The 20,668-nt window shown below is 63.8% G+C and carries 21 protein-coding genes and 2 pseudogenes; 11 read left to right on the top strand and 12 right to left on the bottom strand.

Annotated elements, in window-relative coordinates; all coding sequences use genetic code 11:
• The first annotated feature begins 64 nt into the window (after positions 1-64).
• From EJ071_RS25490 to EJ071_RS25465, 6 genes are all read left to right on the top strand, one after another.
• Entirely contained in the window at positions 65-1,243 is a 1,179-nt protein-coding gene (locus tag EJ071_RS25490) for a D-alanyl-D-alanine carboxypeptidase family protein (RefSeq protein ID WP_126100316.1), read from the top strand.
• Between the two features lie 72 nt (positions 1,244-1,315).
• Positions 1,316-1,990 carry a dTMP kinase gene (tmk, locus tag EJ071_RS25485; protein ID WP_126102716.1) on the top strand — a complete coding sequence of 225 codons (675 nt, stop codon included), beginning with the start codon at positions 1,316-1,318 and terminating at the stop codon, positions 1,988-1,990.
• Positions 1,987-3,042 carry a DNA polymerase III subunit delta' gene (locus EJ071_RS25480; RefSeq protein ID WP_126100315.1) on the top strand — a complete coding sequence of 352 codons (1,056 nt, stop codon included), beginning with the start codon at positions 1,987-1,989 and terminating at the stop codon, positions 3,040-3,042. The genes tmk and EJ071_RS25480 overlap by 4 nt, the downstream gene beginning before the upstream one ends.
• A 134-nt stretch (positions 3,043-3,176) precedes the next feature.
• Positions 3,177-4,727, top strand: coding sequence for a methionine--tRNA ligase (gene metG / locus EJ071_RS25475; RefSeq protein WP_126100314.1), 1,551 nt, complete (start codon positions 3,177-3,179; stop codon positions 4,725-4,727).
• Complete coding sequence (locus EJ071_RS25470; RefSeq protein WP_126100313.1) at positions 4,727-5,521, top strand: TatD family hydrolase; 795 nt, start codon at positions 4,727-4,729, stop codon at positions 5,519-5,521. The genes metG and EJ071_RS25470 overlap by 1 nt, the downstream gene beginning before the upstream one ends.
• A gap of 3 nt (positions 5,522-5,524) precedes the next feature.
• Positions 5,525-6,346: an MBL fold metallo-hydrolase gene (locus EJ071_RS25465; RefSeq protein WP_126100312.1), complete on the top strand. Its 822-nt coding sequence runs from the start codon at positions 5,525-5,527 to the stop codon at positions 6,344-6,346.
• 44 nt (positions 6,347-6,390) lie between these two features.
• Here EJ071_RS25465 and EJ071_RS25460 read toward each other — a convergent pair whose 3' ends face one another.
• Both EJ071_RS25460 and EJ071_RS25455 read right to left on the bottom strand, forming a co-directional pair.
• Positions 6,391-7,050 (bottom strand): glutathione S-transferase family protein, encoded by a 660-nt coding sequence (locus EJ071_RS25460; protein WP_126100311.1) that lies wholly within the window; start codon positions 7,048-7,050, stop codon positions 6,391-6,393.
• 654 nt (positions 7,051-7,704) lie between these two features.
• Positions 7,705-8,592, bottom strand: a complete 888-nt coding sequence (locus tag EJ071_RS25455) for a PhzF family phenazine biosynthesis protein (RefSeq protein WP_126100310.1) — start codon at positions 8,590-8,592, stop codon at positions 7,705-7,707.
• Positions 8,593-8,812: 220 nt separating this feature from the next.
• Here EJ071_RS25455 and EJ071_RS25450 point away from each other — a divergent pair.
• Positions 8,813-9,043, top strand: a pseudogene (locus EJ071_RS25450) (arginase family protein); the annotation flags it as partial.
• 159 nt (positions 9,044-9,202) lie between these two features.
• Here EJ071_RS25450 and EJ071_RS25445 read toward each other — a convergent pair.
• A complete protein-coding gene (locus EJ071_RS25445) occupies positions 9,203-9,454 on the bottom strand; it encodes a DUF1127 domain-containing protein (RefSeq protein WP_126100309.1) in 252 nt (83 codons plus the stop codon).
• 135 nt (positions 9,455-9,589) lie between these two features.
• Between EJ071_RS25445 and EJ071_RS25440 the strand changes: the two are divergent.
• Positions 9,590-11,097 (top strand): annotated as a pseudogene (locus tag EJ071_RS25440) (winged helix-turn-helix domain-containing protein).
• Between the two features lie 23 nt (positions 11,098-11,120).
• Here the strand turns inward: EJ071_RS25440 and EJ071_RS25435 are convergent.
• Positions 11,121-11,513 carry a GFA family protein gene (locus EJ071_RS25435; protein ID WP_126100308.1) on the bottom strand — a complete coding sequence of 131 codons (393 nt, stop codon included), beginning with the start codon at positions 11,511-11,513 and terminating at the stop codon, positions 11,121-11,123.
• Between EJ071_RS25435 and EJ071_RS40285 the strand changes: the two genes are divergently transcribed.
• Entirely contained in the window at positions 11,406-12,098 is a 693-nt protein-coding gene (locus EJ071_RS40285) for a methyltransferase domain-containing protein (RefSeq protein WP_348628112.1), read from the top strand. The genes EJ071_RS25435 and EJ071_RS40285 overlap by 108 nt on opposite strands.
• An 89-nt stretch (positions 12,099-12,187) precedes the next feature.
• Here EJ071_RS40285 and EJ071_RS25425 read toward each other — a convergent pair whose 3' ends face one another.
• From EJ071_RS25425 to EJ071_RS25405, 5 genes are all read right to left on the bottom strand, one after another.
• Positions 12,188-12,598, bottom strand: coding sequence for a hypothetical protein (locus EJ071_RS25425; protein WP_126100306.1), 411 nt, complete (start codon positions 12,596-12,598; stop codon positions 12,188-12,190).
• Between the two features lie 3 nt (positions 12,599-12,601).
• Positions 12,602-13,483, bottom strand: a complete 882-nt coding sequence (locus tag EJ071_RS25420; protein ID WP_126102715.1) for an aldose 1-epimerase family protein — start codon at positions 13,481-13,483, stop codon at positions 12,602-12,604.
• Between the two features lie 183 nt (positions 13,484-13,666).
• On the bottom strand, positions 13,667-14,383 hold the full coding sequence (locus EJ071_RS25415; RefSeq protein WP_126100305.1) for a Bax inhibitor-1/YccA family protein: 717 nt from the start codon (positions 14,381-14,383) through the stop codon (positions 13,667-13,669).
• Positions 14,384-14,407: 24 nt separating this feature from the next.
• Positions 14,408-15,181: an anti-sigma factor gene (locus tag EJ071_RS25410; RefSeq protein WP_126100304.1), complete on the bottom strand. Its 774-nt coding sequence runs from the start codon at positions 15,179-15,181 to the stop codon at positions 14,408-14,410.
• On the bottom strand, positions 15,178-15,699 hold the full coding sequence (locus EJ071_RS25405) for a sigma-70 family RNA polymerase sigma factor (RefSeq protein WP_189521208.1): 522 nt from the start codon (positions 15,697-15,699) through the stop codon (positions 15,178-15,180). The genes EJ071_RS25410 and EJ071_RS25405 overlap by 4 nt, the downstream gene beginning before the upstream one ends.
• A 174-nt stretch (positions 15,700-15,873) precedes the next feature.
• On the opposite strand from EJ071_RS25405, the gene EJ071_RS25400 reads away from it, so the two are divergent.
• Both EJ071_RS25400 and mazG read left to right on the top strand, forming a co-directional pair.
• Entirely contained in the window at positions 15,874-17,058 is a 1,185-nt protein-coding gene (locus EJ071_RS25400; RefSeq protein ID WP_126100302.1) for an amino acid aminotransferase, read from the top strand.
• A gap of 82 nt (positions 17,059-17,140) precedes the next feature.
• Complete coding sequence (gene mazG, locus EJ071_RS25395) at positions 17,141-17,965, top strand: nucleoside triphosphate pyrophosphohydrolase (RefSeq protein WP_126100301.1); 825 nt, start codon at positions 17,141-17,143, stop codon at positions 17,963-17,965.
• A gap of 8 nt (positions 17,966-17,973) precedes the next feature.
• Here the strand turns inward: mazG and hflX are convergent, their stop codons facing one another.
• The 3 genes from hflX to EJ071_RS25380 all read right to left on the bottom strand — a co-directional run bounded on the left by hflX (position 17,974) and on the right by EJ071_RS25380 (position 20,614).
• Positions 17,974-19,362 (bottom strand): GTPase HflX, encoded by a 1,389-nt coding sequence (gene hflX / locus EJ071_RS25390; protein ID WP_126100300.1) that lies wholly within the window; start codon positions 19,360-19,362, stop codon positions 17,974-17,976.
• On the bottom strand, positions 19,363-19,608 hold the full coding sequence (gene hfq / locus EJ071_RS25385) for an RNA chaperone Hfq (RefSeq protein ID WP_006202172.1): 246 nt from the start codon (positions 19,606-19,608) through the stop codon (positions 19,363-19,365). It abuts the gene before it with no gap.
• Between the two features lie 91 nt (positions 19,609-19,699).
• On the bottom strand, positions 19,700-20,614 hold the full coding sequence (locus EJ071_RS25380; protein ID WP_126100299.1) for a D-amino-acid transaminase: 915 nt from the start codon (positions 20,612-20,614) through the stop codon (positions 19,700-19,702).
• Between the last annotated feature and the right edge of the window lie 54 nt (positions 20,615-20,668).

Raw genomic sequence — 20,668 nt, 5'->3', positions numbered from 1 at the left:
TTGGTTCGGCTGAAAAAACCCTGATAGCTTGACCGGGCCAATGCGGCTAACGGGTCGATATTTCATGCTGTTCCGTGCTCTTCCGCCTTTCGCCGCACTTCTGGGATTGGTGCTGGTGCTGCTTTGCGCCGTTCCGGCGAGCGCGCAGCTTTTCGAGACCAAGGCGGCCCAGGCCTTCATGATCGACGCCGATACCGGCACCGTGCTGTTCGCCAAGGATGCCGACAAGTCGATCCCGCCGGCCTCGATGGCCAAGCTGATGACGATGGAAGTGGTGTTCAACGCCATCAAGGCGAAGCGGATGACGCTCGACGACACTTTCGTGGTCAGCGAAAACGCCTGGCGCACCGGCGGCGCGCCGTCCGGGACCTCGACCATGTTCGCCAAGCTCAAATCGGCGGTCCGCGTCGAGGATCTGATCCAGGGCGTGACGGTGCAGGCCGCCAATGACGGCTGCATCGTGCTCGCCGAAGGCATGGCCGGCTCGGAGGCGAATTTCGCCGCGCAGATGACCGAGCGTGCCCGAGAGATCGGCCTCTCGAAATCGACCTTCGTCAACTCGACCGGACTGCCGGCTAACGGCCAGCAGACCACGGTGCGCGAGTTGACGATGCTGGCGTTGCATATCTGGCGCGACTATCCGGAGTTCTTCCACTATTACGGCCAGCCGGATTTCACCTGGAACAAGATCTCCCAGAGGAACCGCAACCCGCTGCTGGCTATGGGCATCGATGCCGACGGCTTCGTAGCCGGGGCAAGCGAGTCCGCCGGCTTCGGCATCGTCGGCACGGTCAGCCACAACGGCATCCGCGTGATCGCGGCCCTGAGCGGCCTGGCCAGCGATCGCGAACGAGCCGAGGAGGCCCGCAAGCTGCTCGACTGGGGGTCGCGGTCATTCCAGAAGACGGAGATCTTCGCCAAGGACGAGGTGGTCGGCGAAGCCCAGGTTTTTGGCGGCGCCAAATCCGGCGTGGCCTTGAAAGCCAAGGGTCCGGTGGACATCTTTCTGCCGATAGCCAATCGCGACAAGCTGACCGCCAGGATCGTCTATGAAGGTCCGGTGGCGGCGCCGGTGGAGGAGGGGCAACCGGTCGGGGAGTTGCGCGTTTGGATAGGCGACACGCTGAGCCAGCGAACGCCGCTGTTCGCCGCGGAGCCGGTGAAAGTGGGTACGCTGCCGCAGCGCGCGCTCGACGCCGCCAAGGAACTGGCTGTCGGCTGGCTGCGTCAGAAGCATTTGTGATCGGGCAGGCGCGTGGACCTTTTGTCGGACGACAGCTATGACAGCGGCCAGCGCGGGCAAAGGCATTCTCGATTGGCGAGCGGATTTTTCATCACCTTCGAAGGCGGCGAAGGAGCGGGCAAGTCGACGCAGATAGAGCGGCTGGCGCGGCGCATGCGCGCCAAGAGGTACGAGGTTCTGGTGACGCGCGAGCCAGGCGGCTCGCCGGGCGCCGAGGCGGTGAGACATGTGCTTTTGTCGGGCGCGGCCGAGCCGTTCGGGCCCAAGATGGAAGCGATCCTCTTCGCCGCCGCGCGCTCCGACCATGTCGAGCAGGTGATCCGGCCGGCGGTCGAACGCGGCACGATCGTGCTCTGCGACCGGTTCATCGATTCCTCCCGCGTCTATCAGGGCGTTACCGGCGGGCTCGACCCGGATTTCATGGAAGCGCTGGAGGCGGTCGCCATCAACGGCATGGTTCCCGACATGACGCTGATCTTCGATATCGATCCGGCCGAAGGCCTGAAGCGCGCGGCGGCACGCCGCGGCGCCGGCGACAGCGCCGACCGTTTCGAGAAGGAGACGCTCGCCGTCCACCAGCGCCGGCGCGAGGCCTTTTTGGCGATCGCCGAGGCAGAGCCGGATCGCTGCATTGTGATCGATGCGACGGCCGACCCCGAAACGGTTGAAAACGTCGTCACCGCGGCCGTGTTCGCGGTGCTGGAAAAGCGCATGCCGGCGCAAAGCAGGCAGACGGCGCCGGCATGATCTTCGAACGTATCGCTCCCGAACAGCACGACACGCTGGACGGCGTTCCCGAGCCATCGGAAACGCCGCGGCTTATCGGCCATGCGCAGGCGGCAGGCATGCTTGCGGCCGCCTACCGCGCCGGCAAGCTGCCGCATGCGCTGATCCTCGCCGGGCCGCACGGCATCGGCAAGGCGACGCTCGCCTTCCACCTGGCCCACCATCTTCTCAAATATCCGGACTTCGCGGTAGCACCGGAAGCGCTCGCCGTTCCCGATCCGGCATCGTCGCTGTTTCGACAGATCGCCACCGGCGCGCATCCTTCGGTGCTGCATCTCACCCGTCCGGCCAACGACAAGACCAAGAGCTTCAAGACGGTGCTCACCGTCGATGAGATCCGCAAGGTCAGCCGCTTCCTGTCGATGACATCGCATGACGGCAGCTACCGTGTCGTCATCGTCGACCCGGCCGACGACATGAACACCAACGCCGCCAATGCCTTGCTCAAGAATCTCGAGGAGCCGCCGGTGCGTACCCTGTTCATCCTCATCGTGCATGCGCCGGGCAGCCTGCTGCCGACGATCCGCTCACGCTGCCAGATGGTGCGGCTGACGCCTCTTGCGCCTGACGAGCTGATGGCCGTGCTGGAAAATGTCGAGCCGCCACCGCCGGAAGATCCGGCGGCGCGGGCGGCGCTGGCCGAGCGGGCAGGGGGCAGCGCCCGCAACGCAATCCTGCTTACGCAATATGGCGGGCTGGAGATCGCCGGCGCGCTCGATGCCCTGGTGGCGGCGCCGAAGCCCGACATTGCCGGCGCGCACCGCCTGGCCGAAGCCGTCGCCGGCCGGGACCAGGCGATCCAGTTCGATATCTTCAACCGCCGCGCGCTCGATCTTTTGTCGGCGGCGGCCAGCGAAGCGGCTTTAGCCGGCGATCTCGCCAGGGCCAAAACGCTGTCCGAGGCTTGGCACGAGGCCCTGAACACGATATCTGAGGCTGAGACTTACAATCTCGACAAGAAGCAGCACGCCCTGACCATGATCGACCGCCTGAAGTCTGCGATGCGAATGTGACGGTTTTCTTGATGCATGCCGTTGCCCCAAAACCGGGGACCACTTTTGGGCGGCATGCATCGGGATGGCAATCGCCATGCCGATAGTTTATCCACCGCCACGGCTTCCATTCAGACATTCATGACGGTTCATTCATGTCACGCGACACATTCTACATCACGACCGCGATCTCCTACCCGAACGGCAAGCCGCATATCGGCCATGCCTACGAGCTGATCGCCACCGACGCGCTTGCTCGCTTCCAGCGGCTGGATGGCAAGGACGTCTTCTTCCTGACCGGCACCGACGAGCACGGCATCAAGATGCTGCAGACGGCGCGGAAGGACGGGATTTCGCCGCGCGAGCTCGCCGACCGCAACGCGGCCGAGTTCAAGCGCATGGCGAGCGCGCTCAACGCTTCCAACGACGATTTCATCCGCACCACCGAAGAGCGGCACTACGCGTCCTCGCAGGCGATCTGGAAGGCGATGGCCGCCAATGGCGACATCTACAAGGGCGGTTATGCCGGCTGGTATTCGGTGCGCGACGAAGCCTATTACGGCGAGGAGGAAACCGAGGTCCGGGCCGACAATATCCGCTACGGGCCGCAGGGAACGCCGGTCGAGTGGGTCGAGGAAGAGAGCTATTTCTTCCGGCTTTCGGCCTATCAGGACAAGCTTGTCGCGCTCTACGAAAGCCAGCCTGATTTCATCGGCCCGGCCGAGCGTCGCAACGAGGTGATGAGGTTCGTCAAGTCGGGCCTGAAGGACCTGTCGATCTCGCGCACCACCTTTGATTGGGGCGTGCCCGTTCCCGGTGACGAGAAGCATGTGATGTATGTGTGGGTCGACGCCTTGACCAACTACATCACCGGCATCGGCTATCCCGATGAAAATGCTGAGAAATGGCGCTTCTGGCCTGCGGACGCGCACATCATCGGCAAGGACATCGTGCGCTTCCACGCCATTTATTGGCCCGCCTTCCTGATGTCGGCCGGAATCCCGCTGCCGAAGCGCGTCTTCGGCCACGGCTTTCTGTTCAACCGCGGCGAGAAGATGTCGAAGTCGGTCGGCAACGTCATCGATCCATTCACCATGGTCGAGCATTACGGCGTCGACCAGGTGCGCTATTTCTTTCTGCGCGAGGTGCCGTTCGGCCAGGACGGCAACTACAGCCACGAAGCGATCGTCAACCGCACCAATGCCGATCTCGCCAACGGGCTGGGCAATCTGGCGCAGCGCTCGCTGTCGATGATCGCCAAGAACTGCGGCGGCGCGGTGCCGAAGCGCGGCGAACTGGCGGAAGCCGACAAGGCAATCCTCGACCAGACGGTAGAAGCGCTTGCCGTTTCCCGCAAGGCAATGGCGGAGCAGGGCATCCATCTGGCGCTGGCGGCAATCTTCGGCGTGGTGGCCGAAGCCGACCGCTACTTCGCGTCACAGGAGCCGTGGGCGCTCAGGAAGACCAATCCGGAGCGCATGGAGACGGTGCTGTGGACGACCGCCGAAGTCGTGCGGCGGGTGACGGTGCTTTGCCAGCCCTTCATTCCGGGATCGGCCGCGAAGCTGCTCGATCTCCTGGCCGTGCCCATGGACAAGCGCAATTTCGCGCATGTCCACGCGGAGCATGCGCTCGTACCGGGTACAGCACTGCCGGCGCCTGAGGGCGTGTTTCCGCGTTACGTCGAGCAGGACACCAAAGCCTGATGCTTATCGACAGCCACTGCCATCTCGACTTTCCGGACTTCGCCGAAGAGCGGGCGGCCATCGTCGCCCGCGCCCTCGCCGCCGGGGTTGGCCGCATGGTGACGATCTCGACGCGTGTGAAGCGCTTTCAGCAAATCCTTGAAATCGCTGAAACTTTCAACGAGGTCTATTGCTCGGTCGGCACTCATCCCCACAATGCAGCGGAAGAACTCGACGTGACCGCGGACGAGCTGGTGCGGCTTTCCAGCCACCCCAAGGTGGTGGCGATCGGCGAAGCCGGGCTCGACTATTTCTACGACCGCGCGCCGCGCGAGGCGCAGGCACAAGGGTTTCGCACCCACATCGCGGCAGCACGCCGGACCGGACTGCCGCTGGTCATCCACTCGCGCGACGCCGACGACGACATGGCGGCGATCCTCGAGGATGAGACGGGGAAGGGCGCCTTCCCCTTCATTCTGCATTGCTTTTCGTCCGGTCGCAGGCTGGCCGAGGTCGGCGTGGCGCTGGGTGGCTATGTTTCTTTTTCGGGTATCCTGACCTTCAAGAACTCGGCCGAGCTGCGCGCCGTCGCCGCCGACGTGCCGCGTGACCGGCTACTGGTCGAGACCGACGCGCCCTACCTTGCGCCGATCCCGTTCCGCGGCAAGCGCAACGAACCCGCCTATGTCGCGAACACGGCGAAGATGCTGGCCGAAACCATCGGCGTCAGCGAGACGGAGATCGCCGACATCACCACCGAAAACGTCTTTCGGCTGTTCACCAAGATGCCGCGTCCAGACGTGGCGACCACCTGAGACATGACGGACCGGCTGCGCCTTACCATTCTCGGCTGCGGCTCATCGCCCGGCACGCCGCGCATCACCGGCGACTGGGGCAATTGCGACCCGACCAATCCGAAAAACCGGCGCATGCGCACGGCGGCCCTCGTGGAACGGATCGCCGCCAATGGCGCCCGCACGACGGTCGTCATCGACACAGGCCCGGATTTCCGCGAGCAGATGCTGCTCGCCTCGGTCAGGCGCATCGACGCAGTGGTCTACACCCATCCGCATGCCGACCACATCCATGGCATCGACGACCTGCGCGGCTATGTGCACGAGCAGCGGCACCGCATCGATATCCATGCCGACGAACCGACGATGGGACGGCTGCGGCAGGCGTTCGGCTATTGCTTCGAGACGCCGCCGGGCAGCTCGTACCCGCCGATCGTGAAGCCGCATCTCATCGACCATGCCAGGCCAGTCGTGGTCGAAGGCGAGGGGGGTCCCCTCGCCCTCGAGCCGCTGCCGCAAATCCATGGCGACATCATCTCACTGGGTTTCCGCATCGGCGGGCTCGCCTATTGCCCGGATATCAGCGATTTTCCGGCCGCTACCGCCGAGCGGCTGAAGGGCCTCGACGTGCTGGTGATCGACGCGCTGCAGTACAACAACCATCCCAGCCATCTGTCACTTGGCCAGGCGCTGGGCTGGATTGACAAGCTGGCGCCCAAGAACGCCGTGCTGACGCATATGCACGTGCCGCTGGACTACGCCGTGGTGATGGCCGAGACGCCGGAGCACGTGGTGCCGGCATATGACGGCATGGCGATCGAAATTCCTTATGAGTCAGAGCGATAGCGGCGACTGCTCAGTTGGCGTTGCAGCCTCAATTACGAGATATTTTAGGGGATGTCCGCAAGGAGGACGCCACTGCGTTCGGCGCAAAGGCTACGCGTACGCTGCCACGCGGGGCGCGCCAGAGCTCTTGCGTAGTACGCGCTCAACTGCGGGTAGGGTTCCAGAAGATCGGTCTTGCCCACTTGCCGCAAGGCGGTGGCGAGCAGAATGTCTGCAACGGTGAACGTCTCGCAGGCGATCCACTCGCGGCCTTCGAGCCTGCGCTCCAACCCGGCAAACCATCGGCACGCGTCCTCGACGAGCACCGCTCGCCGCTCGAAGGCGCCCACGCCGCCCATGCCTGCGTCGATCCCATCGATCTGAGACAGCGGCCGCTCGACGGTGGTTAGCGCGGCAAAGCACCATTGCACGACTTGGGTGCGACCGGCGAAGTCGGCGGGAATTAGCTTGCCCGCCTTCTCGGCAAGATAGAGCACAATCGCGCCTGACTCGGCAACGATGACGCCATCGTCGTCGATCACAGGGACCTGACGGAAGGTGCTGACCCGGCTGTATGCCGGACTATCAAGGTCGCCGGCGATGAAGTCGAGGGCATGAAATCGATAGGGCAACCCGATTTCCTCAAGCGCCCATTGCGCGCGAAGATCGCGGCCGTGGCCAAGCATCTCGGGATAAACGCGTCCGAAGCCATAAAGCGTGATCATGAAACCCCTCGATTCGATATATGTCGGCGTCCATGTTCAAGACGAGGAAGGGTCCCCGGTTCCGACATTCGTTTTGAATTTCAATGCATCGATATCGCGAAGCTAAGTTCCATAATCTATCTTATGCGACTTGCGGACGTGACTGTGGAGACGATTCCAATTCCATCTGAATCTTTTCCTCTTCCATATGAATCCCGAAGTCTGTCACACGACGAACCGCGCCTGAACCCCAACCCGCTGAGCCGCCCAGGTGCGCAACCCCGAGCAGCCTCGACGGATCGGATCAGCCTGAGCGCCATGACGTTCGGTTCCCGAACGGCGCAGTTGCGCCAGAAGCAGTCCTTCCCGGGTTCCGGCTTGATGTCGTGGCGGGACGCTCTTGGAGCACTCGGTTCTGTGAATGCTCCACCGCCTAAAGGCGGTGGCTTCGGTTACGGCTCAAAGCCGGATCGGTCCGCCGCGGGCGGACTAGGCGCAAACTCACATTATGTTGGAGTCTCCCCCGTAGCCCCGTACTCACAGTTTCTGACCTTTGTGGCGCCGCAAATCTTGGTGACTGCCGAGCTCGTATGCTTCATGAGAGCCAATCCAAAGCGGACGGCGCTTCATCCCTGGCGCCTAAAGGCGTGGGGTTCCTGATCCCCTATCGGGGCTCTAAACCAGCGCCTCGCCCCGGAACATCGGGGTGCAACTGCCGCCGACGCGCGAGTGATAGCCATCTTCGGCGCGCCACGACGTCACCTTGAGCAAGCTCGGCCGGCCCATCTCGACGCCCTGAGTGATGGTGAAGGCGGCCTTGTCGTCGCCGTCGAGCGAGAGCAGCAGTGCGCCCAGCGTGGCGCTGGCACTGCCTGTCGCCGGGTCCTCCCAGGTGCCCGCGAGCGGTGCGAACATCCGCGCTCGGACCGTATCGCCGTCACGCGCATAGAGGAACAGTGACAAGCGTCCGGCCAGTTCGCCATGCAGCCGCACGAGCTTGCGAAAAGCGGTGAGATCGGGCGTCGCTCCGGCAAGAGCTTCCGGCGCGACCTGCGTCAGCACGAACTTGACGCCGACTGAGGCGTGCACCGGCTTGTGGGCCGCTGTAACGATATCGGGGACGGAAAGCCCGGCGCAGGCGGCGATCTCGTCGACCGGTAACTCCATGCCTAGGGACAAGGCCTGCGGCGCCGCGATAACCGCCCCTGTCACGGCTCCTCCTGCATCGCGCTCCACAGCGATCTCGACGGGGCCAGCCTTCTGCTCGAAGCGCAGCACGCCGTCGCGGTCGCGGCCCTGGCGCGCCAGCACACACGCCGTGCCGACATTAGGATGGCCGGCAAAGGGCATCTCGGCCGTGCGATGGAAGATGCGCACACGTACATCATTGGCTGGATCGTCGGCGGGCAGGACGAACGTTGTCTCGCTGTAGTTCATCTCCGCCGCCAGCGCCTGCATCTGCCCGTCGGATAGCCCACGCGCATCGGTGAAGACAGCCAGCGGATTGCCACCGAAGGGGCGGTCGGTGAAGACGTCTACAGTCTCGTACGGAAAGCGGGGCACGGCAGACTCCGAAGGCGGATCAGGATCAGCCAATCTCTACCAGCGCTGCCGGCTGAAAGCCAATGCAGCGATGGAATGTGACCGATCACCTTTGGTGATCGTAGCCGGCAGCATGACCGCATAAAGCGCGCCAGCCGTACCCCTCTGTTTGCCAGCGGCACCAAAGGCGGACGGTCCCCTCAATTGCAGAACGTATCTTCTCTCAATTAGGGCACGGTGCAACTGCGACAGCCTCGACCCCTCCGTCATGCCGGGCGTGGCGGCGCGCACGCCCGGCGGCCTCACCTACAGGCAGGTGATCGACCTGATCGCGAGCCTCGGCAAGCGGGCCAGGATCGCAGGGTTCGACCTCGTCGAATTCTATCCTCCCGCCGACATTGACGGCCTGTCGGCGCTGACCGCGGCCCGGCTTCTCGTCAATGTCATCGGCACCATCGTGAGGCAGGGTTAACCCGGCTTAGCATGACGGCCCGATAAGGTTCCCTGTCGTGGCTATCCGGATGGTCGCCTCGAGAATCATGCGGGAGGTGACCTCCCTACCCTAAGGCACTTTCGACGAGTTCCAATCTGCCAGCGCCGATGGCGACGCGGTGTCCTTTCAGCATTCGCCCTATCGTTGCCAGAAAGGCAGCTTGGCGATCTCTTCTTCCACCTGCCGTCTCGTCAAACCGATATCGTCGATCAGGTGGGGATCGTCCCTCGATATGCGCTTGAGTTCCCAGCGAAAGTGCGTTTGTTCGCGCCAACTCGCGATGGTGCTTCGCAGAGCCGCGAGAGTGTAGCGCCGGGGGGACGCATCCGGCCTCGCGGCCGTGCGCGTGCACACTGCCTGATGCGGCGCCGAGGCAAAAACATCGTTCATGGCAACCTCCTGATGGTTGAGTGCCCGGAGGCCTTCGACCTGAAAGAGGTTGAATTCTGCAGGATGCGAACCGCGTCGTAATTAAGCCCGTCCAAATAGTTCTCAAAACTTCCAAATCGGCTATAGATGCGGCGCATGCAGGGATCGCGCTTTGCCTTCGGCCCGTACGTACTTGATTCAGCTGCGGGAACGCTTCTGCGGAACGATGTCCCCGTCTCCGCTGGGTATCGCGGGATAAAACTGCTTGGCGCGCTCGTCGAACGCCCTGGCGAAATCCTGACCAAGACCGAGTTGATGGATGCAGCTTGGCCAGGCACGGCTGTCGAGGAAGGCAACCTCACCGTCCAGATCGCGCAGCTCAGGAAGCTGCTTGGTCCGGCCGCGGACGGCGGTGAATGGATCGCTACCGTTCCGCGCGTCGGCTACCGCTTCACGGGAGCCATCGAACAGCTCGGCGGCGCGGTGCGAAAGCCCTTGCCGCTGCCCGACAAGCCGTCGGTAGCCGTGCTGCCCTTCGTCAATCTAAGCAACGATCCCGAGCAGGACTCCTTCGCGGATGGGCTGGCCGAAGACCTGACCACCGACCTCTCCAGGATTTCCGGCCTGTTCGTCATAGCCCGCAACTCGGCCTTTGCCTACAAGGGAAAGGCGATGGATGTGCGCGATATCGCACGGGAACTTGGCGTGCGCTACCTTCTGGAGGGAAGCGCACGGCGCGCCGCGGGGCGCGTGCGCATCAACGCCCAGCTGGTCGATGCGGTGAACGGCGAGCATTTGTGGGCGGAACGCTTCGATCGCAGCCTGGAAGATATCTTCGCCGTTCAGGACGAGGTGACGGCCAAGATCGTGGAGGCGCTGCTCGGCCGGCTGCGCACACCGCCGCCGCGTAACCGGCCGAAGAATCTCGAGGCCTACGATCTCTGCGTGCGGGCGCGCAAGCTGATCGACGACTCGCCGCAGACGGCGCGGGAAGCGCATCTGATGCTCACGCGCGCGCTTTCGCTCGATCCGGGATACGCCGAGGCCTATCGCTGGCTCGCCATGAACCACTGGATGGGATGGGTGCATTGGGGGAACCCATCGAACCCAACCGTAGCCTTGCCTTGGAGCTGGCCCGCAAGGCTGTGGCGATCGACCCCAACGACGCCGGCTGCCGCTGGGTGCTTGCCAACCTGCTTGCCTATGAGCGTCGCTTCGACGAGGCGGATGCCGAATTCGCCAAGGCATTCGAGCTCGACCCGAACGAGGCCGACGCCTGGGCGACATTGTCGGATATTGAGGTCCTAGCCGGGCGGATCGAGGAAGGCCTCGAGCACATCCGCAAGGCGTTCCGGCTGAACCCGTTTCCACCGAGTTGGTACTATCTGACGCTCGGCGCGGCGCAATATGCGGCGCGCGACTACGAGGCCGCCGTCGAAACGCTGCGCCGGGACGAGACCTATCGAACCAGCTCACGCCGCTTCCTGGCGGCGAGCCTTGCGCAACTCGGGCGGTTGGACGAAGCCCGCGCAGAGGTCGAATTGTTCCTCGTGGCCAATCCGCATTTCACGACCAGCCACTGGGTCTGGACCGAGCCGTTTCGGGACGATGCCACGCTCGAGCATTCCGTCGATGGTTTTCGCAAGGCTGGTCTTCCGGAGTGATGCGCCCGCGTGAATGGTACGACCTACTCCTCGAAGCGGCTCGCCGCGTCCCGATCGCGCTGGTACCGCTTCGCGACCGGAAACGGCGGCAGCCATGACTCGCGACGGATAATCCAGCTTTCATAGGTCGGCTTCAGCTGATCGGGAGCATCCAGGGAGCCGAGGTGCACTTCGATTTCGTCCGCGGTGCGCGCGAAAACGGACGAGCCGCAGCGCGGACAGAAGAACCGCCCGGCATAGTCGCGTGTTTCGCCGTCGATCGTAACCGCTTCCTGAGGGAACACCGCGGCAGCATAAAAAAGGGCGCCATGGTGCTTGCGGCAGTCGAGACAGTGACAGATGCCGACCCGGTATGGGCGACCCGACGCCACAAGCCGGACGTTGCCGCACAGGCAACCGCCCGTGAACTGGTCCATGTTGCGTCTCCTCCAAAATCAATGGGCTGGAACGTTTACAACGAACCGCGTCGAGCCGTCCATGAACGCCGTGCCAGCCTCGCCGGCAATCTCGCGCGACACCGTCTCGCTTGCGCGGCCCACAAACCGAATTGCATAACGCGTCTCATGGCAGCCGGAATCTCTGAGCGGATAGCCGCTTTCGTCGAAGCTCTTCCATTGAAACCGGGACTGCGCGTCCTGGAGATCGGATGCGGCCCCGGCGTTGCCGCTCGCGCTGTCGCTCGCCGTATCGGCCCAGGCTTCATTCTGGCCATCGACCGTTCGGAAAGGGCAATCCGATTGGCGCGGGCGGGATCGGCCGATGAGATGGCTTTGGGCTGCCTTGATTTCAGGTGCGTAGCAGTCGAGGACTTCGCATTGAGGCCCGGCGACACCCTCTTCGATATCGCCTTTGCCATGCGGGTCGGCGCGCTCGACGGGCGTCACCCCGAGACTGGCCGGGCGGCGTTGGCGCGCATCAAAGCGGCGCTGAAGCCACATGGCCGGCTCTTCATCGACGGCGGCGATCCATTGAAGGAGATCGACCGTGGCTTGCCGTCCTAAAGCGGTTTACTGTTTCACGGAACAGCGAACCGCTCTATCTCCTTGTTTTTCCGGACGGAAAGCCGTTTCACACCTTTCCCGGAATTGCTCTAGAAAAACCCGTCGAGAAACGCCGCCGTCTCATCCGAGACGCCGACGATCTTGTTGGTCGCCTGGCGGTAGAATTTGAAGTTCAGCTCGGTCTCGGGCCGACCATCCTTCCAGTCCTTGAAACGCTTCAGCTCGTCACGGCCCAATCGCCGCGCGGCCAGCGCGGTGCGGCGGATCGAAACGCTCACGCGCGGCGTCTGCCGTTCGAGGTCAAGTCTCCTGGGAACGGCCTCGGACGACGTGACGATGCCACATGCGACGAGCCCCTGCCCGCCTTCGTTCTCGCTGGCGAACACGAAGATCGCGTCGCCATCGGCGATATGCTTGCCGCCATACATGGTTTTCTGCGCGGCGAATGAAAACGTCTGCGCCTGCGGATCCTTGACCTCGGCCTTGATCGCAAAGGCCATGCCTTACGGCCCCCGGCCGATGGCGATCCGGTAGCTCAGCGTGCGCTTCGCGCCAGGCTCGATCAGCATCACGCCCGGCTTGTCGGCAAATTCGACGTCGAAATCGACCGCGCTCGCGACGCCGTGCCATGGCTCGATGCACAGGAACGGCGCTCCGCCCGGCTTGGACCAGATGCCCAGCTCGTTGAATCCCTGCCACGACATTTCGATCGCTGGCCCGCGCTCGGCGGCATAGCGGACGCTGGCGCTCACCGGCCGGTCCAGAATGACGGCGTCATCATCGAACAGCCGCTCGGAGAGCGTGAGCGTCTTGCCTTCGATCGGCGTGGGTTGCGGCTGTGGCAGCATGAGCCCGTCTTTCAGGCGGCGGATCGGCGCCGGCTCATTGTCGGCAAAGGTCAGCCGGTAGGCTTCCTTGGGCAGTTCCGGCAGCAGCGGCCAGTTGAAGGCCGGGTGAGCGCCGATCGAGGCCGGCAATACCTCGTCGCCTGTGTTGATAACCTCGAATGTCACGCCAAGCTGCCGAGGCGCGAGGCTGTAGCTTACCGCCAGATAGAAAGCGAACGGGTAATGGACGCGGGTTTCGGCGTTGTCGATCAGGACCAGGGTGCACGAGGAAGGCCCCTGCTCCGCCCAGTCAAAACGCTTGTCGCGGGCGAAACCGTGCTGCGTCATCGGATAGTTTTGGCCGCGATGGCGCAACTGGTCGCCCTTGAGCCGGCCGACGATCGGAAACAGCACCGGAGAATGACGCCGCCAGGCGGGGCCTGCCTGCCACAACAATTCTGTGCCCTCGGCATCGCGGAGCGACACCAGTTCGGCGCCCTGCCCGACGATGGTCGCCGAAATGCCGTCGCCGTGAAGAGTGAAGCTTTCCTGTTCCATGCATCCTCGCGGCTGGCTGTGTGGACGGCAGGCTAGCAAATGGCTTTGCGTGAGCTCAAGAGCGGCAGGCATGCCGCGCTTCACACGGTTATCCTCTCTGAATTGTCGTCTCGCATGAAAAAATGGCCGGAGGTTTCCCTCCAGCCACGTCAAAGTGAGCAGCGTTGCCCGCCACGGTCCGGACTATTCGCGCTCGCCGGTGAAATTCAGCAACAGCTGGAAGATGTTGATGAAGTTCAGATAGAGCGAGAAGGCGCCGAAGACGGCGAGCTTCTGCTGCGATTCCGCATCGAAATTCTCGGCGTACTGCTCCTTGATCGTCTGCGTGTCCCAGGCGGTCAGGCCGATGAAGACGGCGATGCCGATCACCGAGATGGCGAACTGCAGCGCGGTCGAGCCGAGGAACAGGTTGACCAGGCTGGCGATCACCACGCCGATCAGGCCCATGATCAGGAAGGACGAGAACTGCGTCAGGTCGCGCCTGGTCGTGTAGCCGTAGAGGCTGGTGGCTCCGAACATCGTCGCGGCGATGAAGAAGGTGCGCGCGATGCTGGTGCCGGTGAAGACCAGGAACACCGAAGCAAGCGACAGGCCCATGACGGCGCAGAAGGCCCAGAACATGGCCTGCGCGCTTGCCGCCGACATCGTCTGCATCTTGAACGAGAAGAGCATGACGAAAGCGAGCGGCGCCAGCATCACCACCCATTTCAGCGGGCTGGAGAAGATCGGCACATAGAGCGTCGGCGTCGAGGCCACGAAAAGGGCGACAAGGCCGGTAACGACAAGGCCGAGGCCCATATAGTTGTAGACGCGCAGCATGTGCTTGCGCAGGCCCTCGTCATAGACCGCTCCGGCCTGGACGCCGGTGCCCATTCGGTATCCGAGATTGGGGCTGTTCATTTGGGTTCTCCTTGGTTGGATGTCTCAGTAAAGCGTCCGGGCCAGCTTTTCGGCGGCCCGATCGAGATCGCCGGCATCGCTTCGTCCAACGACGGCGTAAGCGACCTCGCCGATCTGGAAATAGGCGGATGAAATATCGCCAGAGGGCGCGACCGTCGGCTTCACCACGTCAAACGTGCCTGGCCTGATCGCAAACAGCGACACCAGCCCGAGGTCCTTCGTCTCGACCGCCATCTCGACGCTCGGCCCGAAGCGTGACGGATAGATCTGGACGTCGCGGATCTTCCAGTCGTCGGGCAATGACGGCATGACGATCGCGGTCGCGGCGCGGATTTCATCGGCATTGTAGCCCGGCGCTTCCCGCTGCGACGGCATCGTCTCGCGCACCAGCGTCGTCCGGTGTGCGCTCACCGCTTCCTCGACATAGGGGGGCGGCTGCGTCGAGGCGACCACCTTGGTGACGGCGATCGGCCCGAAGACGCCGTTCGCAAGCCAGCCTGCCGCCACCAACACGGCAGCGGCCGCAGCGCGTTGTAGCACGGAAAAGACACGATCCCTGGCAAGCGCCCTCTCCAGCCGACGCGCCGCCTCGGCCGCTGCCGGGCGCGCCATGCCGCCTGGCCCGGCCAGCGCCACGCGCAGTTCGTCGCGCGTTCTGAGATCGGACATCACGCGCGCAGCCACTTCCGGGCGCGTGGAAAGAAAGGCTTCGACCTCGATGCGGCGGGCGACGTCGAGCTGATCGTCGACATAGGCATCGATATCCGCGTCGGTCACGGGATCGACGATAGCGGTCATGATTCACCTCCCACGATCCTCAAGCGATTTTTGGCGCGCGCGGGAGCGCCATCCTCCATCTCGCGCAGCGCCGCACGCGCACGGCCGATGCGGGACATCAGGGTTCCAAGCGGCACGCCGCTGACTTCGGCCGCCTCGGCGTAGGTCAGCCCCTCGATGGCGACGAGATGCAGGGCGGAGCGCTGCTCTTCCGGCAGCGCCAGGAAGGCCTCGCGCACCTGCGCCAAGCGCACCGAATGGTCCTGGGATGCCGCTACGCTCTGATCGGCGAGATGGCCGGCCTGCTCGATGCGCGCCGCTTCCGACCGGCGCGAGCGCATGCGGTCGATGAAGATGTTGTGCACGATTGCGAGCAGCCAGGCGCGCGGGTTGCCGCCGGTGCGAAAGGTTGCGCGGCGCTCATAGGCGCGCACCAGCGCGTCGTGGACCAGATCCTCGGCATCGGCGTTGTCGCGCGTCAGCGAGCGCGCGTAGCGCCGCAGTGACCCTAGCTGCCCGACGATATCGAAGCGTGTCATCGACCGTTTCATGCCCTGTTTACGGAACAGGGCAAGGTTTTAATCCCGACGACAGGCAGTTTTCTGCGGGGGGCAAGCCCTCGCTCTTTGCAGCCGGTGCCCGCTGCTGGAAGGAAAGCGCTGGCGAAGCGCGGCCGATTTGCGTATCACTCCGCCGCCATTGGAGCCTGATCGATGTTCGAAACCCTGCAGCCAGCGCCCGCCGACAAGATCCTCGCCCTGATCGGCCTCTACCGCGCCGATACGCGCCCAAGCAAGGTCGACCTTGGCGTCGGCGTCTATAAAGACCGCGACGGCAGGACGCCGGTGATGCGCGCTGTGCGCGAGGCGGAGAAGCGGCTGCTCGCGAGCCAGGACACCAAGACCTATCTAGGCCTTGCCGGCGATACCGACTTCAACGCCGCGATGATCAAGCTTGCCTTCGGCGACAAGGCCGATCTTTCGCGTATCCGCGCTGCACAAGCGCCGGGCGGATCCGGCGCGCTCCGGCTGGTGGCCGAGCTTCTGCAGCGCACACGCCCCGGCGCGACAGTCTGGCTGTCCGACCCGACCTGGCCGAATCATCTGCCGGTGATGCGCGCAGCCGGCCTGCAGGTGCGCGACTATCCCTATTTTAACGCCGCTTCCGGCGCCGTCCGCTTCGACGACATGCTGGCAGCGCTCAAGACCGCCAACAGCGGCGATGTCGTGCTGCTGCATGGCTGCTGCCACAACCCGACCGGCGCCAATCTCGATATTGCGCAATGGGCGAAGGTGGCCGACGTCCTGGTGGAGCGCGGCCTGCTGCCCTTCATCGACATCGCCTATCAGGGCTTTGGCGAAGGCCTCGACGCCGATGCCGCCGGACTGCGGCTGCTCGCCGAAAAGGTGCCGGAGATGGTTGTCGCCTCGAGTTGCTCGAAGAATTTTGCCGTCTATCGCGACCGCGTCGGTGCCGCGATGATCATGACCAAGGACGGCGCGCAGGCGGATGTGGCGATGAGCCAGATGCTGGCCGCGGCGCGCGCCCTCTATTCGATGCCACCGGACCATGGCGCGGCGGCGGTTCGCATGGTGTTGGAAGACGCAAGCCTGAAGAAAGACTGGGAGTCGGAGCTCGAAGAGATGCGGCTGCGCATGCTCAGGCTGCGCGTCGCCTTCGCCGAGGCGTTGCGCCGGCAGTCCAACTCCGACCGCTTCGATTTCGTCGCCAGCCATCGCGGCATGTTTTCGAGGCTTGGGCTGACGGAGGCACAGGTCGAGCGCCTGCGCACCGAGCACGCCGTCTATATGGTGGGCGACAGCCGCATCAACGTGGCTGGACTGCCGGAGGACGGCATGGACGACCTCGCCAAGGCGATCGTCTCGGTGCTCGACTGAAGCCTCGCGCAACTGTGGACAATAGGCTTTTGCCAGCCGGCGGGATTGGTCCCCCGCCGCTACGCGCGTTAGGGTTTGTTGCATGAAACCCTCGAAAGACATTTCCCGGCTGATCGAGATCATGGCGGCGCTCAGGGCGCCGAAGACCGGCTGCCCGTGGGACATCGAGCAGAATTTTTCCACCATCGCGCCCTACACGATCGAGGAAGCTTACGAGGTCGCCGATGCCATCGCGCGCGGCGATCTCGACGATCTGCGCGAGGAACTGGGCGACCTTCTGCTGCAGGTCGTCTACCACGCGCAGATGGCCGAAGAGGCTGGCGAGTTCGCTTTCGGCGACGTCGTCGAAGCGATCACCACCAAGATGATCCGCCGCCATCCGCATGTCTTCGGCGACGAAAAGGCGCGCAGCGCCGGCATGGCCAAGGGCATGTGGGAGAAGATCAAGGCGGCGGAGAAGGCCGACAAGCGCAACGCCCGCATCGCGCGCGGCCTCGATCCGGAAGATCACGGCAAGGGTTTTCTCGACAGCGTTCCGGTTGCCCTCCCTGCCCTGACCCGCGGGCTCAAGCTGCAGGAGAAGGCGGCCCGCGTCGGTTTCGACTGGAGCGAGGCAGCACCCATCCTCGACAAAATAGAGGAAGAGATCGGCGAGCTGCGCGAGGCGCTGGCCACGGGTGACGCGGCACCCATCAAGGACGAGTTCGGCGACATGCTGTTTGCGGTCGTCAATCTCGGCCGCCATCTGAAGCTCGATGCCGAAGCCGCGCTCAGCGGCACCAACGAGAAATTCCGCTCGCGATTCCATTATGTCGAACGGGCATTGGAGGCTTCCGGCAGTTCTTTGGAAAAGGCGACGCTGGACGAGATGGAAGCGCTCTGGCAGCAGGCCAAAAGCGCAAAATAACCCGTGACTTAGCCGTGATTCCTGCGGTGCAGCCGGCTCTGGATCTCTTGTCGGGTGCTGTGTGTCGCCGTCAACGAGAGGGTGACGCTGCCATCCTCATTGTCGGCCCGCGAGACGACGTCGCCGTTGCGATAGAGCCAGTCGACCTGGCCGAGCTGGGCCGGGCTCAGCGTGACAGTCATGGTTTCCAACTCGCCCGACACCCGGGTCTCGATAAGCGCCTTCAGCGCATCGATCCCCTCGCCGGTCGCCGCCGATATCGCGACCGGCGGCGCCTTGCCGCCGGCGCTCTCGGCAAGCAGGCGCTCGCGATTGCCTTCGTCGAGCAGGTCGATCTTGTTCCACACTTCGATCACGCGGCCGGTGTCGGCGGCATCGACGCCGAGATCGCCAAGGATGCGCTCGACATCTTCCGCCTGCGCCGCCGTGTCCGGATCGGAAATGTCGCGCAGGTGCAGCACGAGATCGGCCTCGACGACCTCTTCCAGCGTCGCCCGGAAGGCCGCAACGAGATGCGTCGGCAGGTCCGAGATGAAACCGACCGTGTCGGACAGGATGATCGGCGTGCCATGCGGCAGCCGCACGCGGCGCAGCGTCGGGTCGAGCGTGGCGAACAGCATGTCCTCGGCCAATACCCCTGCCCCGGTCATACGGTTGAATAGCGTCGATTTTCCGGCATTGGTGTAGCCGACAATTGCTACAACCGGGAATGGCACCTTCTTGCGCTTGGCCCGGTGCAGGTCGCGTGTGCGGCGAACCGTTTCCAGCTCGTGCTTCAGCTTAGTGATCTTGTCCTGCAGGATGCGCCGGTCCGATTCGATCTGCGTTTCGCCGGGACCGCCGAGAAAACCGGCACCGCCGCGCTGCCGTTCGAGGTGGGTCCAACTGCGCACCAGCCGGCCCTTCTGGTAGTTGAGATGCGCCAGCTCGACCTGAAGGGTACCTTCCTTGGTCCTGGCGCGCTCGCCGAAGATTTCGAGAATCAGCCCAGTGCGGTCGAGCACCTTGGCGTTCAGTTCTTTTTCCAGATTGCGTTGCTGCACCGGCGTCAGCGGATGGTCGACGATGACAAGTTCCGCCTTGCGCTCCTTCACGATGTCGGCGAACTCCGCCACCTTGCCGCTGCCGAGCAGCGTTGCCGGGCGCGGGTCAGTGACCGTGACCACAGCCGTGTGGACCGGATTGAGATCGATGGCGCTGGCAAGGCCGACCGCCTCGTCGTGGCGGGCATCGGCCGAGCGGCTCAAGCGCGGGCGGCTCGAATCATCGTCGCCGCGCGGCTGACGCGTAAGCACCGGCACAATGACAACCGCCCGGGTCGGATCCTTGGCTTCCGGCCCGAGCTGATGTCCTTGTTTTCCGCGAACGCTGCGGTCCGCGTCCTTCTCACGTACCAATCAGGCGCCCTGGCTTTCCTCGCCATCGAACATCTGAACCGGCTGGCTCGGCATGATCGTGGAAATGGCGTGCTTGTAGACGAGCTGGGAATGCCCGTCGCGCCGCAACAACACACAGAAATTGTCGAACGAAGTGACGACGCCGGTCAGCTTCACGCCGTTGATGAGGAAGATGGTAAGTGGATTTTTGCTCTTGCGAACTGAATTCAGGAACAGGTCCTGAAGGTTTTGCGATCGTTCCGCCATTGTTTTTGTCTTTCGCCGATCCCCTTCGGTCTGCGGGCCAATGCGCCAAATTACGCGGCACCTGTCAAGCGCGCAAACCCCCTCTTGCCGTCTAAACGACAAGCAGAACGAGATAGTTGAGGTTCATTCCACCTTTGCGGTTATCAGGCTGGACTTTTTTCCGCAATGTCAAAAATGCCTGCCGCAACGAAAGTGTCATGGAGCCGGGGTGGCCGTTTGCGATCGGCGCGCCGTCGATCTCGACCACCGGCATGGCGATCGTCGTCGCGGAGCTGATGAAAGCCTCGCGCGCGGCCTTGGCTTCGGCGACCGAAAACCCGCGTTCCTCGATCTTCAGACCGAGCTTGGCGGCGACATCGAACAGTGTCGTGCGGGTGATGCCGCGCAGAATGCCGTGCTCGGCTGGCCGCGTCACCAGAACGCCGTCCCTGGTGATGATCCAGGCGTTGGACGAACCACCTTCCTTGACTGTGCCATCAATGTCGACGAACCAGGCCTCCTGGGCGCCGGCTTCCTTGGCCTTCTGCTTGGCCAGCACATTGGGCAAAAGGCCGGTGCTCTTGATGTCGACGCGGTCCCAGCGATTCTCAGGCACGGTGACGACCTTGATGCCGGTCTCGACCCGCTTGGCAGCGGCAGCGGGATCGGCTTTCCGGGCGGTTATCACCAGGGCTGACCTGGTGCCGGCTGCCGGGAAGACGAATTCGCGACTGGCGACGCCGCGCGTCACCTGGACATAGACGAGGCCGTTGACGACATGGTTGCGGCGAACCACCTCGCGCAGCAGCATCGGCAGGACGCCTTCCGAGACCGGCCAGGCAATCGACAACTCCTTCAACGAGCGCTTGAGCCGGGCAAGATGGCGCGGCATGTCGACGATAAAGCCGCGCGCCACCTCGCATACCTCATAGACGCCGTCGGCGAACTGGTAGCCCCGATCCTCGATATGAACACGGGCTTGGGCATGGGCGACGTAACGCCCGTTGACATAGGCAATGCGCGGCATGGAACACCTCAGGGGAAATGTCCGGCTTTCTTAGGCGATTCCGCCGCTGCCGTA

The sequence above is a fragment of the Mesorhizobium sp. M1B.F.Ca.ET.045.04.1.1 genome (genome assembly GCF_003952465.1).
Classification (GTDB): Bacteria; Pseudomonadota; Alphaproteobacteria; order Rhizobiales; family Rhizobiaceae; genus Mesorhizobium; species Mesorhizobium shonense.
Note: the sequence above shows the minus strand (reverse complement) of the source record. Positions and strands in the feature narration are given on the sequence as shown.